This window comes from Paenibacillus macerans (assembly GCF_900454495.1).
Classification (GTDB): Bacteria; Bacillota; Bacilli; order Paenibacillales; family Paenibacillaceae; genus Fontibacillus; species Fontibacillus macerans.
Genome location: NZ_UGSI01000001.1, coordinates 1259530 through 1273288 on the forward strand (window position 1 = coordinate 1259530; position 13759 = coordinate 1273288).

The following is a 13759-nucleotide window of genomic DNA, read 5'->3' on the forward strand; positions in this document are numbered from 1 at the left end:
CATAGAAACCGGATTAAGATTGCTCCGGTACGCTTATGGCGTACTTTATAAGCGAAGGGAGAGAGCAATCAATGAACATGTGGCGGACGTTCCGCGCCAAAGCGGCCGTTGCCTTAGGGATCGTAATGATCACGGGCGCTATCGGCGGCGGAGGGAGTGCCGGATTGCACAATACCGCTTCCGCGGCGGAGGAGGGACCACACGATCCCGAAGAAGTGGGGCGGTTTTTCGATGAATTTTTCGCGGATCCTGAAATTTCCAAAAATATGGCCGGGGCTGTGGTCATGGTTGTGAAGGGCGATCAAGTCCTGGCCCAAAAAGGGTACGGAAACGCGGATACGGCGAAGAAGCTGCCCGTGGATCCGGAGCGCACCGTATTTCGGATCGCTTCGGTTTCGAAAGTGATTACCGCTACGGCGGTGATGCAGCTGGCGGATCAAGGGAAAATCGACTTGGACGGGGATATAACGCCCTATTTGGGCGGCGTCCGCATCCCCAATAAAACGAACGCGCCGCTGACGATGAAAAGCTTATTAACGAACAGCACCGGATTCGACTACGGGGACACCTCCGAACTAACGTCGCCGGATTTGAAGCGGGAGGTTTCTTTAAAGTCTTTCATTAAAGCTAATGTTCCCACTGTCGTTCGAGAGCCCGGCAAATACTACCGCTATGACAACCTTGGTTTTACGCTGCAGGGATATGCCGTTGAGCAGGTTGCGGGCCAGCCTTTTGAAGAATACGTCCGGGAGCATATTTTTGAACCGCTTGGGATGACAAGCAGCGGCTTTCGGTTTACGCCGAAAATCAATGACCAACTGGCTGTACCCTACGATGTGACAGGCAAGCCAATTCCGCAATATGCCACCGTTCCGACCGTGCTTCCCGCCGGCGGCATGTTTTCGACCGGCTCCGATATGGCGAAATTTATGATCGCGCATCTGAACGGCGGCAAGCTAGGTGACGCTAAGATTTTAGATGCGGCGTCTACGGCGGAAATGCACCGTCCGCAGCTTGCCATCCACGCGAAGCTGCCGAACATGGCGTACGGGTTCGAATATTCCAACCGCCAAATCTATAACGGGCGTTATGTGGTGGAAAAAGGCGGAGATATGGACGGATACCATAGCGGAATGTGGCTGCTGCCGGAGGAAAACGTCGGCGTATACGTCAACGTGAATAAGGATTTTGACTTCCGGATTCCGTTGTTCGAGGCCTTTATGGATCATTATTATCCGGAGAAAACCGCTGCCGGGGAGCAGCCGGTCACCACCGGTCAGCAGTCCTTGAAGCAATTCGAAGGCGTCTACAGCGACCTGCGGAACCGGATGTGGACGACCCGCATTCGCGCCGCAGGCGGCCTGCTGATCGCAACCGATCCGCTGGGCGAACACCGGCTTCGCGCGATCGAGCCGCTGCTGTTTGAAGACGAAAACGGCGTAAAAGCCGGGTTTAAGCTGAATGACGACAACACGGTGCGGGCTTTTTATTACGATCAAAAATCGGACAGCTGGTCGCAAAAAATGCCCGAGCCCCGGCAGTATCCGGATATTGGCCCTGACCACCCTTATGCCGCATATATCAGCCACCTGCGCCAGCTTGATATCATTGGCCGGGAAAGCGGGGAGGCGGCATTCCGGCCCGAAGAGCCGATTACCAGAGGCGAGTTCATCGGCTGGTTCATCCGCTGGACGGGGATTGCTCCGTCAAGGCAAAATCCGGTATTCGCTGATATCGCCGGCAGTCCGTATGCCCAAGAAATTCAAGCCGCTTATGAATTCGGCATCATCAAGGGGACGGGCGGGGGCAAGTTCCATCCGTCCAAACCGATCACCCGGGAGGAAGCGGCCAGCCTGGTTTGGAATATGGCTGCCGCTTACCTGCATGCGGCTCCGATGGAAGCGAAGCTAAGCGGGACAACCAGCCCGTGGGCGCTTGAAGGAGTTCGTTACGTTGTGGCGAAAGGATTATATGGGCCGGAAATCGCCGGCTCGCCGGGCAGCGGTCTCGACTACCGGTCGCGGGAGCCGATGCTCCGGCAAGAAGCGGTTGCGCTGTTGTCGAAGTTCGCGGATAACTTATACTAGGATGGAATAGTAAAGTCCCTTTTGTTTGCAGAGCCGCTTCTGTGAACAAAAGGGCACATTTACGTATACGGGGTGAGGGGAATAAAAGCGATTTTGATCATCGACGACGAAAAAGAAATCCGCGAGCTCCTGGGGATTTACCTGAGAAATTACGGTTACGGCACTTTTGAAGCCGAAAACGGACAGGGAGCGCTTGAGCTTTTTCAAAAAGAGAAGATCGATCTGGTCCTGGCCGACGTGATGATGCCGGAAATGGACGGGATTGAGTTGCTCCGGAAAATGCGGCAGCACTCCCATGTCCCTTTTCTGTTTATTTCCGCCAAATCCGACGATATGGACAAAATTAACGGGCTCCAGCTCGGAGCGGATGATTATATCGGCAAGCCGTTTAATCCGCTGGAAGTGGTCAGCCGGGTTCAGGCTTTGTTCCGCCGCGCGGAATCGTACCAGACGCCGGAACAGCGGGAGCGGGAGTTTATCGAGATCGGCGACGTCGCCCTGGATCTGCTGAGCTGCAAGCTGTACAAGCAAGGAGAGTACAAAGAGACGACTTCTTATGAATTTAAAATTTTGGCGCTGCTGACGAGAAACGCGGGACGGGTTTATACGAAAGCGCATATTTACGAGCAGGTATGGGGCGAGGAATATATGGGGGATGAAAATTTGGTGATGGTCTATATCAGCAAAATCCGCGACAAAATCGAAGACAATCCCCGAAAACCCGTTCATCTCGTGACGATTAGGGGGCTTGGCTACCGGTTTGAAAAAGCATAACCGACATGGAGGCAAGCGGCCGCTCAAACGTTTGTTTCTGTTGAATTACACCGCGATTACCGGCCTTGTGCTCACGGCGATCATCTTGGCTTTGCTCAATATGGATTTCCTGATGAACCGTTTTTTCGACAAAACTCCGGATTTCAAGCAGATCAGCGCGGCTGATTTGTACGAAGCGGACGGGACTTTAAATGGAACCTTGCTCGACCGGTACAGCGGCTGGCTGGAGCTTTTGGATGAAGAGGGGAATGTCATTGCCACGGAAGGGCAGAAACAGGACGATATCACTGCCTACAGCGGGGACCGGCTTTTTGCCGAAATCGATATGTACCGTAATGATCGGTATATTACCTATCATCCTTATTCGGTGGAAGGACCCAATGGCGAGCGGTACGTCCTATTATGGAAAACCCCGGAACTAAACGATAAGATGCTTCTTGCCGTCGGTATTTTTGCGGCTTCCCTGCTCGTGTTCCTGATGGGGGCTCTGTTCTTCTACACTCGGTATTCCGTTCGCCAGTTGAAGAAGCCGCTCCAGCAAATCGCCCAAGGCATCGGGGAGATGGAACGGTTCCGCTACGAGAAGCGGCTCCATTTTGAGGCCGAACAGGAATTTGCGGAAATTCGCGATGCCTTCAACGACATGGCCGAACGACTGCAGCAGGCGTCCGCAGCCAAAGCAACGGCCGAAAAGAACAAGCAAAATCTGCTGCTGCACCTGTCGCACGATCTAAAAACGCCGATTACGTCGATATTGGGTTACTCCCAGCTGCTGCTGGACAACCCGCCGGCGGACGAAAATGAGCGGCGGAAATATGTCCAATACATTCTCGATAAATCCTCTTATATGAGCAAACTGATCCTGGATTTGTTTGAGCTGGCGAAATTGGATGACGAGCACCTCAAGCTTAATTTGCAAAAAGTGAATCTGACCAAATGGTACCAGCAAAAAATCGCGGAATTTTATCCCGAAATCGAGCATCACGGCTTCCGCTTGCGGGCGGAAATTCCGGAAACGCCGCTGCATGTCATGATGGACCTGGTGCATATGGACCGTGTAGCCGCCAATCTGATCGGAAATGCGCTGAAGTATAATCCGCCGGGGACCGAACTTTATGCGTCATGCGAGGAACAGGACGGGAAAGCCATTCTATGGCTGGGGGATAGCGGCTTAGGTTTTCCGGAGCGGGAAAGGGAGCGGCTGTTTGAGGAATTTGTCCGCGGCTCTTCTTCCGGCAAGGAAGGTACGGGACTGGGGCTGGCGATATGCCGAAAAATCATCGAGCGTCACCAAGGCGCCATGGAGCTTGTGAGCGATGCCGATTATCCGACATTGTTCCGGATTCATTTGCCAAGCGCAAGCGTTCAATCTCCATAAAAACCACACACTTTCTTCATTTTCTCTGTTTAAAATAGTTATCACCTAATAACACTAATTAGGTAATAATGAGAATTTGCAGGAGGTTTGCATGAAGAAATCTGTCAAGCTTGGCGCGGCGGTTTTGGCCGCGGTGTTTGTGTTGTCGGCATGTACCAATACGGGCGGCAAGGAGGCGGCGGGGGAGGCGAAGGTTGAAGGCTCCGCCGCTCAAACCGCGAATGAATCCAAAGCGGGTGCGACCGCGGTGGCTGCCCCCTGGATCGCCTCCAAAAATACGACCCGGATCAACACCGATGATCCCGTGAATGCGGCGGTGGCGGTTTCCCGTTCGCTATGGATGGCGACCGGCGAGGATAACCGGCCCGGAAGCGTCATTCTCACCTCTGCGGACCCTTGGCAAAATGCCGCGGTCAGCGCCGATTTGATCCATCATCCCAGCAATGGCCCGATTTTGTTTGTGAACAAAGACGGCGTTCCCGAAGCCACGGCAAATGAACTAAAAAGACTCCAGCCCAGCGGTGTGGCATCCAACCAGGGCGTTCAGGCGATTTTGGTGGGGGATCTCGGACAAGGCGTTGAAGATCAGGTGAAGGAGCTGGGCTTCAAAACGGACAAAATCGCCGCCGACAATCCCGCAGCTTTGGCCAAAGCGATCGATGCCTATTACGCAAAAGCAGCCGGGGACAATCCTTCCTCCGTGATCATCGGTTCCATGGACAGCCAGGAGTACACCATGCCGGCTATCAACTGGATCGCGCATATGCCCGAACCCCTTCTGTACGTCAAGCAGGACGAAATCCCTCAGGAAACTAAAGAGGCTTTGCAAACACGGGGAGGCAAGGCGAATATTTACATATTGGGTCCCGAATCCGTGATTTCGGCCAAGGTTGAAAGTGAACTAAAGTCATTCGGCAATACGGTGCGCATCTCCGGAGATGATCCCTATGCCAATGCGATCGCTTTTGCCAAATATAAAGATGAGCAAACCGGGTTCGGGTGGGGAATTACCACGCCGGGCCACAACTTTTCTTTTGTGAACGCCGCTTCGCCGTCATTGGCTATTGCGGCCGCCCCTTTCTCGCACTTGGGAAAACACGCTCCATTACTGTGGACCGATCGGGAAGGGATGCCTGAATCGGTGATGTCCTACGTGATGTCGGTTCAGCCTACGTATGATCAGACTCCGACGGAAGGCCCCTACAATCATTCCTGGCTGACGGGATCGGCGGCAACGATTAGCGAGAAGGCGCAGGGTGAAATCGATTCGATGCTGGAAATCACGGCCAAGTCGGGAGCAGGGCATGGAAGCATGCACGGAACGAGCCACTGACAAATGCAGCTGCCTTTTTAGCAGACACGGTTCTTTAGAATCGTGTTTGCTTGTTTATCCGCTGTTTCCACATCGTTTCTACACATTCCTTTTATAGAATGGACTTATCAAGGATTGAAATGTTGAAGGAGGAAGGCAAGATGGATTGGTCTTGGTTGCTGGTGCTGGTTTGTCCGCTGATGATGATTTTTATGATGTTTGGCATGAAGGGACATGGGCATGTTCATGGGCGAGGGGATCATGCGCATCATTCGGCAAACGAGCAAGCGATTCGGGCGGAACTGGACGAGCTTAAAGCGCAAAACGAACAAATAAAGCAAGCGCTCCAAAAACTGTCCCGGTAAATTAAGCTATAATATTCTGTATGCGTAAGAAAGGGAGTGGCCGCCGTGTCAAAGCTACAGGTGCTGGTTGTGGACGATGAATGGAATATGCGCAATTTGCTGCGTATCTATTTAACGCGGGAAGGATTTGAGGTGAAAGAGGCGGCAAATGGCTACGAAGCCTTGGACATGGCGGAAAAACATCGGTTTGACGTCATTTTGCTGGACATCATGCTGCCCGATATGGACGGGTGGCAAGTTTGCAAAAAGATCCGGGAAAATGACAACGTAGCCATTCTTATGCTCACCGCACGTTCCGAAACCAAGGATAAGGTGCATGGGCTTGGCATCGGCGCGGACGACTATTTGACCAAGCCGTTCGAACAGGAGGAATTGCTCGCCCGGGTGTACGCCTTAATCCGCCGTGCGGCGATGACGGAAACCGCCATCAAACCGGAGCCCGTATTGGAGTTTGGCCATCTTCGAATCCTCCCTGAAGGCAGGGAGGTTTATATCCATGACACCCTGGTGGAGTTCACTCTCAAAGAGTTCGATTTGTTGCTGACGCTTGCTAAAAACGGGCAACGCGCGTTCGGCCGCGAGCAATTGGTGAACTTGATTTGGGGAAGCGAATACGAGGGGGAAGTCCGGGTCGTTGACACGCATATTAAAAATATCCGGGATAAGACCCAAAAAGCGGGACTCGGGTTTAATCCGGTTCAAACCGTTTGGGGAGTAGGTTATAAATGGAACGGGGCGGGCAGTTCCCAATGAGCGGAAATAAAATAGGCTTCAAGCTCGGCCTTGTCATTCTCGGGGCGTTTGTCGTGGTGATTGTGTCACTGGGGCTCTCCATTGACCGGATGTTTACGAATTTCTATAGTGCGGAAATGAGAACGGAGGTCAACGAACTAACGACCCATTTCACCGCGATGAGCGAACCGCCGGATATGCTGTCCGAAGAAACGATGCTGAAATTCGCCGATTTTTCCAATGTCAGCGTCCTCTATATTAACGAGCAAGGAAACGTGCTGGCAAATTCCGGGCCTTACGATATGACGGACCGTACATTTATTAAGCCAAGGGACGTTGAACTGCTGTTCGCCGGGCGGACGGTCGAGTCGGAATATGCCGATCCGAATGGAGCCCGGTATTTTATCGCGGCCAAACCGATATTTGATGCAGCCGGGAAAAATATTACGGCGGCCGTCTACGTCTTGTCTTCGACCAAACATATGGATGAATCGCTCTCAGCGGTAAGGGGCGTTCTGGTTCTGGCGGGAGTGGGGGCACTTCTGCTTGCCTTGGGAATTGCTTGGATCATCGCGCGGATTTTGTCCAGGCCGCTAGTGCAAATGCAGGTTGCGACCCGCAACATTGCGGCCGGCGAACTGGAAGCCAGATTAGCGATTCGGCGGAACGATGAAATCGGGATGTTGGCGGATTCCATCAATCATCTGGCCGTGGAGCTTCAGCGGTACCGGGATACGCGGCAGGAATTTTTTGCGAATATATCCCACGAGCTGCGGACTCCGATCACCTACTTGGAAGGATACGCGAAAGTCCTGAAAAACCGGCTCTACGATACGGTGGAGGAAAGGGACCGGTATTTGGAGATTATCCACGAAGAGGCGTTTCGATTACAGCGCTTGGTTAATGATTTGTTTGAGCTGGCCAAAATGGAAGAAGGAAAAATCGCGTTGTCCCTGGAATGGATCGATTTGGCGGAAATTGCCGATAATGCCGTACGCAAAGTGCAGCTGAAAGCGGAGGATAAGGGGCTGCGGCTGCAGACGATAATCAAGGATGCCATTCCTTTGGTTTACGGGGACGGCTTGAGGACGGAACAGATCGTGCTTAATATCCTGGAAAACGCGGTGCGTTATACGGAAAAGGGCGGCATCACCGTTGAGCTGGATCAAACCCCGGCATATGTATGTTTGGCCGTCCAGGATACCGGCATCGGAATTCCCGCAGACGAGCTCCCGCTGATTTTCGAGCGGTTCTATCGCGTGGAGAAATCGCGCTCGCGGCAGCATGGGGGCACGGGGCTTGGGCTGCCGATCGCCAAAAAACTGGCGGAGCTGCAGGAAGGGGAACTTTTGGTCAGCAGCAAGGTTGGCCAAGGAACGAGATGCGAGCTTCGCTTTGCATCCGGGCAGCGGGAGGAACCGGCATGAGAAAAACGGAATGGCTTATCGTTACGTTAATTATAGCTATGGGGCTGTCGTGCTTGTTCCTTTCGGCCTCCTCTTTTCGGGAAGTGTCTTTGCTTCAGCTCGGGCGATCCTTGGGACGAACTTGTCTTCCGATGATGGCCGCGGTGGGGATCGTAGGGTTCGTTTACTGGTGCATTCAAAGAAAGCGGAAATAACAGGCCATGAGGAAGTTATTGAACCGCAAGAACATCATGTATGTTCTGCTGGTTATCGCGCTGGTGTTGGGCGGCACTTTCATGGCGCTGAAAGGGAAGGACGCCGTCACCGTCGCCGCCTCGGAGAAAAGCGCGCTGCTTGCGGCCGATTCCGTCAATCAGGCCTTCCAAGGCGTCGGCGGCAAAGTCGTATCCATTGCGGTGGAAGAACAGCAGCATGTAAAAAAGGGCGAAGTCCTCATGCAGCTGGATACGACGGACATCGACCTGCAAATCGCCAAACTGGAGGGCGATATCCAGCAGGCGAAATTAAAAATTGAGCAGGCCCAAAAGTCGCTTGACGTCCAATCCGAAAAAATCGTGACCCAAGAAAAGCAAAGCGAGCTGGATCTAGAAGGGGTGAAAGCGGCGGAAAGCCAGGTCATAAAAGGCACGCGTTCCGAAGATATCGAAAGGCAGGAGCTGGTGGTCGAAGCCGCCAAGCAATCGGCCGCGGCCGCCAAAGCCGCCGTGGAATCGGCCAAGAAAAATTTGGCGGTAGCGGAGCTTTCCCTAAACGCCAAGCAAAAAAGCGCCGATCTGGCCCAAACCGGCTACGTGCGGATTAAGAACCTTTACGAAAACGGGCTCGTGGCTCAGACCGATCTGGAATCGGCCGAAAATCAGCTCGAGAACGCAAACATCGCCTTAGAAACGGCGCAAAATCAAGTTGACGTGGCCAATAATCAGGTGGTTTCCGCCGAAAAGCAGCTCGCCGTGGCCAACAACTCGGTTGCCCAGCAGCAAACGGCGCTCGACAAAATGAAAGCAGGCGCAACCGCCGAAGAAAAAGAACAAGCGCATATCAAAACCGAAAAAGCGAAGGAAGCGCTGAATTCGATTGCCCAATCGAAGGAAGAAGTCGAAAACGGCAAATACAATGTCGACTTGCTTAAGAAGCAAAAAGAAGCGCTTGACGTTCAATATAAAACCTTGAAGCTGCAGAAAGAACGGATGACGCTTGTCGCTTCCACAGACGGCAAGGTGACGCGCATCGTGCCGAAAGTCGGAGAACTTGTATCGAGAGGCGGCGTGGGAGCCGTGATTGAGACTGATCAGCTTTATTATGAAGTGTACGTAAACGAAACGGATGTTTCGCATTTTAAAGTGAACGGCCATGTAAATACCCATATCAAAGCGCTGAAGCAGGATGCCAAGGGAGTCGTCAAATCCGTGACGCCCGCGCCGCCATATGCCAGCCTTCGGATGAGCCGGGAGAAGGGACTTTCCGGTTTAACCTCGTATATCGTCCGCATCGAAATTGACCGTACGCCGGAGTTATTGCCGGGTATGACGGTAGAGGTTAAGGCTCGATGAAAGCTTTTATCGAGGAATGGAAGCTGCTGATGAGCGGCAAGTCCGTCATTGTCTTTATTGTGATGCCTCTGATTATGGCTGCCGTATTCGGCTATGCCTTCAAAAACAGCCAGATTAACGAAGCGCCGCTTGCCGTCGTCGACCTGGATCACAGCAAGTACAGCCGCGAGCTGATCGGCAAGCTGGACGCTTCCCAATACATTTCCGTGGAAGGCGTGTACGATAATGTGATCGAACCCGACATGCGTCCTATTTTATTCCGCAGCTGGGAGGGGCGATTTTGCTTCTGGCCGGCATGATGGCCGTCGTGTATCTGCTTGTGCTCAAAGATAGAAGAGCGGAGCACAAGCTGTCCCGCAGCGAAGTGCAAGCACCGCCGCAATCGCTTGGAACGGGAATGTAATCCACCGCCCAAGCCGCCGCCGGCCCATTTGAATACGTTAAACTAGACTAACCGGAAAAGGTGGTGAATTGATTATTCATGCACTATTTGGAAATGTTGTCTAGATTAGGCGAAGGGAGTGCCCATCCCGGCGGATTTGCGGCAACGATCGAGCAATTTAACAAGTATAAACCGTCGGTGGATGGGACCATTCTGGAAATCGGCTGCGGTACGGGAAGAACGGCGTGTTATTTAGCCGAACAGGGGTATCGGATCGTTGCCGTGGACATACAGCCTGACATTTTGGCCAAAGCGAAAAAACGGGCATCCGCCATGGGGGTGGAAGTGGATTTCCAGCTTGCCGACGCTCATGCCCTGCCTTTTTCCGATGAATCCTTCCATGCCGTTCTGGTTGAATCCGTCACTAATTTCACGCAAGCAGAGCAATCGTTATCCGAGTATTTTCGGGTGCTGAAATCCGGCGGGGTATTTTACGATCGCGAGATGTTTGTCCGGCCTTCAGCCCCTGCGGAAATCGTATCGGAGCTAAGATCATTTTTCCCCGCGCCTTCGATCATGAATAAGGATGAGTGGAACGTGGTATTAACGGACTGCGGCTTCACTCGTATCGAATTTCTCGAAATGAGCGAGATGGGGGATGACAAACTGGGGCAACAATACGAATATCCCGATGATCATCAAATCATTGATGAAGGGTCCTTTCTGGACAACAAACTGATGGAGTGCGTATTTCGTTCCTCGGATCTTATTATCGATAATAAAGAACATCTGGAGTTTGGGATTATTAGAGCTTTTAAACCATAAGAGTAAACTGGGTCCGCGCGCGCGGACTCTTTTTGCATTATCGAATTTCATCCACCGTATGGGTTTGCGCGTGGAGATCCTTGAACAAAGCTACTTGCGGGCATATAATCGGATCTAGAGTCTATTCCGGTAAGCAGATGCTGTTTTTAACTATAGTATCAATATATGCACGTTTGGTGGAGGATGAAATGGTTTTAAATTGTAAATACGAAGCGGTGTTGGAAGTACTTTTCGGCAAATGGAAAACCGTGATTTTATTTAATCTTTTTTCCAATGGTACAATGAGATTCAGCGAACTGCAAAAAGCCATTCCGGACATTACCAAAAAGATGCTGACGCATCATTTAAGAGAATTGGAGTATCACGACATCGTTCATCGGGAGGTCTATCAGCAAGTGCCTCCGAAGGTTGAATACTCCATTTCGGCTTACGGAAGAAGTTTGCTGCCTGTATTGCTTGCCATGAACGAGTGGGGGATGGCTCATGGCAAGCATTTGACTGAGCTATATGGGGAAGAGTCCGGTCAGTAGAAACGTCCTACCGTTACAAACACAGCCAGCGCTAAAAAAACGAGATTGGGGATTACGTCTTTCATCTCTTTTCTCTTGATATGAAGCGCGACGGCCAGAGTCAAAATCACGGAGGCTCCTAGCGCCGCTAATGGTGTAAGCCAAGGGAGCATTCCCGTTAATTGAGGCAAGATTACTCCCAAACCCGCCAAAAGATCCACACAACCAACAAATGTTACAAATGCTTTCGGGGAGTCTTTTACCCAAGGCCACATCTCGTATACCTTGTTATACATAAAGATTTTCATCCAGCCCCCGATCAGGAAAATCAATGCCAATAAGATCTGCACAACCCATAAAGCAACATTCATTCAAGTTCACTCCTCTTTTTTATTGGTGCAATTTTACGCGTTGAAGAACTTAAGTTGCATCATAAAGCATTGCGCTTGTGCGAACAATTAGGCACTTTATTTAAACAAGGTATCGAAAAGGAAACCATGCGAGTTTGACAGTTGGAGAAGTCAATGTTAATATGAGTTACATTAAATATTAGGAGGCACGTTATCTATGCTACATTCCATGCGTATTCGATAAGCCGGCAATAAAAAAGCAGATTAGTTTCCACTACTCTGGGCTTTTTTGTGCTGCTTATTTTTACGCGTGTAGACATAGATTGCGATAAGGATGGCTTTTTTTGCCATGCCTTTTATCGCCGTGTTCTTATTCGTGATGAATGCAGACCAACTGCCCTCAAGGTGGATTTGGATCTGTATTTTTTATTGCCCAAAAACAACCAGACAATAAAAAATACAGGGAGAAATGAACATGACAAAACAAAATTGGAAGCGCAGTTTCTTTACAATATGGGCAGGACAGGCGGTTTCGCTAATTACCAGCGCTGTTCTGCAGATGGCGATCATTTGGTATCTAACCGATAGGGCAGGGTCTGCGTTGGTGCTTTCTATCGCAACCATGGTTGGTTTTTTACCGCAAGCTGTTTTGGGAACGATGATTGGCGTATTGGTCGACCGTTGGAACCGCAAACTGGTGATGATCGGAGCGGACTTGATCATTGCGGCCGCAGGTGCAGCCTTGGCTTTAGTTGCGCTTGCCATCGACTTGCCGATATGGGTCGTGATGGTCGTTTTGTTTATTCGCAGTATCGGAACGGCATTTCATACACCTGCTTTGAGTGCGGTAGCCCCTTTATTGGTGCCGGAAGATCAACTGACGAAGTGCGCAGGATACAGTCAATCGGTACAGTCGATAAGCTATATTTTAAGCCCTGTAATTGCTGGTGTTCTGTATGCAACATGGGAGCTTAACGCCATTATTGCGATTGATGTGATAGGGGCGTTGATCGCCTGTTTAACTGTAGCGCTAGTTGCTATCCCCAAACCAAAGACGCCGGTCGAAAGTGTTAAAAGCAACTTTTTCGAAGAGGTAAAAGAAGGTTACCGCACATTTAAAGCAGCGAAGGGTTTATTTGCACTGCTTTGGATCAGTGCTTTATATGCGTTTGTGTTTATGCCAATCAGCGCCTTGTTCCCTTTAATGAGTATGAGGTATTTCGGAGGTACGGCAACCCATGCTTCTATCGTTGAAACCGTCTTTGCCGCCGGAATGTTGGCTGGCGGCTTGCTGCTTGGAATTTGGGGCGGATTCAAAAACCGTGCATGGAGTATAATTTTTTCCGTCTCATTGATGGGGATTGCTCTTGCAATTTCTGGTTTATTGCCGGTAAACGGGTTTCTCCTCTTCGTTCTATGCAGCATTTTGATGGGCTTTTCAAGTCCATTCTTTAGCGGTGTGCAAGCGGCTCTCATTCAAGAGAAAATTCAACCGGAGTTTCTTGGACGGGCATTTGGCCTGTTGGGCAGCATGACATCTTTTGCTATGCCGCTGGGGTTAATCGCGTCCGGGATTTTTGCGGATCGAATCGGCATTCATTATTGGTTTACGCTTTCGGGAATCGGCATCATCGGCATTGCGCTTCTATGTATGCTGCTTCCGTCGATTCGGCATTTAGATAAATAAGAGGAGAAAGGAGGTGCGACGATGACGTTATTGATAAAAGCTAAAGATATTCGGAAATTCGAGCTGTATTGGCTTCGATGGGGTTTTCTCAATAGGATGTACGGAAAGTGTTGCCGGTTTTAAGCGGCGGCGAAATGATTAAATTGCAGCTGGCCAAAATGCTTCTGGGGCGGTATAACATCTTGCTAATGGATGAACCGAGTAATTTTCTCGACTTGCCTGCGGTCGAAGCATTAGAGCAATTGATGAAGAGCTGCGCAGGTACTATTATTTTCGTATCGCACGATGTGCATTTATTGGAGAAAGTAGCCGATAGGGTATATCAAATCGAGGATAAAAAAATAATTCTGAAGGGATAAAAACGGCGCGGATGCCGTATTC

Annotated in this window: 15 protein-coding genes and 1 pseudogene; 15 read left to right on the plus strand and 1 reads right to left on the minus strand. The window is 50.9% G+C overall.

Features of this window, described 5'->3' with window-relative positions:
- The first annotated feature begins 71 nt into the window (after positions 1 to 71).
- From DYE26_RS05725 to DYE26_RS05780, 13 genes are all read left to right on the plus strand, one after another.
- Complete coding sequence (locus DYE26_RS05725) at positions 72 to 2087, plus strand: serine hydrolase domain-containing protein (RefSeq protein WP_036622885.1); 2016 nt, start codon at positions 72 to 74, stop codon at positions 2085 to 2087.
- A gap of 81 nt (positions 2088 to 2168) precedes the next feature.
- Positions 2169 to 2861: a response regulator transcription factor gene (locus tag DYE26_RS05730; protein ID WP_036628138.1), complete on the plus strand. Its 693-nt coding sequence runs from the start codon at positions 2169 to 2171 to the stop codon at positions 2859 to 2861.
- Entirely contained in the window at positions 2848 to 4239 is a 1392-nt protein-coding gene (locus DYE26_RS05735) for a HAMP domain-containing sensor histidine kinase (protein ID WP_036622886.1), read from the plus strand. The genes DYE26_RS05730 and DYE26_RS05735 overlap by 14 nt, the downstream gene beginning before the upstream one ends.
- A gap of 91 nt (positions 4240 to 4330) precedes the next feature.
- Complete coding sequence (locus tag DYE26_RS05740; RefSeq protein ID WP_036622887.1) at positions 4331 to 5572, plus strand: cell wall-binding repeat-containing protein; 1242 nt, start codon at positions 4331 to 4333, stop codon at positions 5570 to 5572.
- Between the two features lie 140 nt (positions 5573 to 5712).
- Positions 5713 to 5916, plus strand: coding sequence for a DUF2933 domain-containing protein (locus tag DYE26_RS05745; RefSeq protein ID WP_036622888.1), 204 nt, complete (start codon positions 5713 to 5715; stop codon positions 5914 to 5916).
- 45 nt (positions 5917 to 5961) lie between these two features.
- A complete protein-coding gene (locus DYE26_RS05750) occupies positions 5962 to 6669 on the plus strand; it encodes a response regulator transcription factor (protein ID WP_036622889.1) in 708 nt (235 codons plus the stop codon).
- Positions 6666 to 8075, plus strand: a complete 1410-nt coding sequence (locus DYE26_RS05755) for a sensor histidine kinase (RefSeq protein ID WP_036628139.1) — start codon at positions 6666 to 6668, stop codon at positions 8073 to 8075. Before DYE26_RS05750 ends, DYE26_RS05755 begins: the two co-directional genes overlap by 4 nt.
- Positions 8072 to 8269, plus strand: coding sequence for a hypothetical protein (locus DYE26_RS05760; RefSeq protein WP_036622890.1), 198 nt, complete (start codon positions 8072 to 8074; stop codon positions 8267 to 8269). Before DYE26_RS05755 ends, DYE26_RS05760 begins: the two co-directional genes overlap by 4 nt.
- Positions 8270 to 8275: 6 nt before the next feature.
- Positions 8276 to 9625 carry an HlyD family secretion protein gene (locus DYE26_RS05765; protein ID WP_227872754.1) on the plus strand — a complete coding sequence of 450 codons (1350 nt, stop codon included), beginning with the start codon at positions 8276 to 8278 and terminating at the stop codon, positions 9623 to 9625.
- Positions 9622 to 9924, plus strand: a complete 303-nt coding sequence (locus DYE26_RS05770) for an ABC transporter permease (RefSeq protein WP_036622892.1) — start codon at positions 9622 to 9624, stop codon at positions 9922 to 9924. The genes DYE26_RS05765 and DYE26_RS05770 overlap by 4 nt, the downstream gene beginning before the upstream one ends.
- Positions 9906 to 10028 carry a hypothetical protein gene (locus DYE26_RS34495; RefSeq protein ID WP_255310165.1) on the plus strand — a complete coding sequence of 41 codons (123 nt, stop codon included), beginning with the start codon at positions 9906 to 9908 and terminating at the stop codon, positions 10026 to 10028. The genes DYE26_RS05770 and DYE26_RS34495 overlap by 19 nt, the downstream gene beginning before the upstream one ends.
- 78 nt (positions 10029 to 10106) lie before the next feature.
- Complete coding sequence (locus DYE26_RS05775) at positions 10107 to 10832, plus strand: class I SAM-dependent methyltransferase (RefSeq protein ID WP_036622893.1); 726 nt, start codon at positions 10107 to 10109, stop codon at positions 10830 to 10832.
- A gap of 80 nt (positions 10833 to 10912) precedes the next feature.
- A complete protein-coding gene (locus tag DYE26_RS05780) occupies positions 10913 to 11362 on the plus strand; it encodes a winged helix-turn-helix transcriptional regulator (protein ID WP_306308130.1) in 450 nt (149 codons plus the stop codon).
- On the opposite strand, the gene DYE26_RS05785 is transcribed toward DYE26_RS05780, so the two are convergent.
- Positions 11356 to 11712, minus strand: a complete 357-nt coding sequence (locus DYE26_RS05785; RefSeq protein ID WP_036622895.1) for a DoxX family protein — start codon at positions 11710 to 11712, stop codon at positions 11356 to 11358. The two genes, DYE26_RS05780 and DYE26_RS05785, sit on opposite strands and share 7 nt — an antisense overlap.
- Before the next feature lie 454 nt (positions 11713 to 12166).
- Here DYE26_RS05785 and DYE26_RS05790 point away from each other — a divergent pair, with 454 nt between their 5' ends.
- Entirely contained in the window at positions 12167 to 13378 is a 1212-nt protein-coding gene (locus tag DYE26_RS05790) for an MFS transporter (RefSeq protein ID WP_036622896.1), read from the plus strand.
- 50 nt (positions 13379 to 13428) lie between these two features.
- Positions 13429 to 13737 (plus strand): annotated as a pseudogene (locus DYE26_RS05795) (ATP-binding cassette domain-containing protein); the annotation flags it as partial.
- Positions 13738 to 13759: the final 22 nt, after the last annotated feature.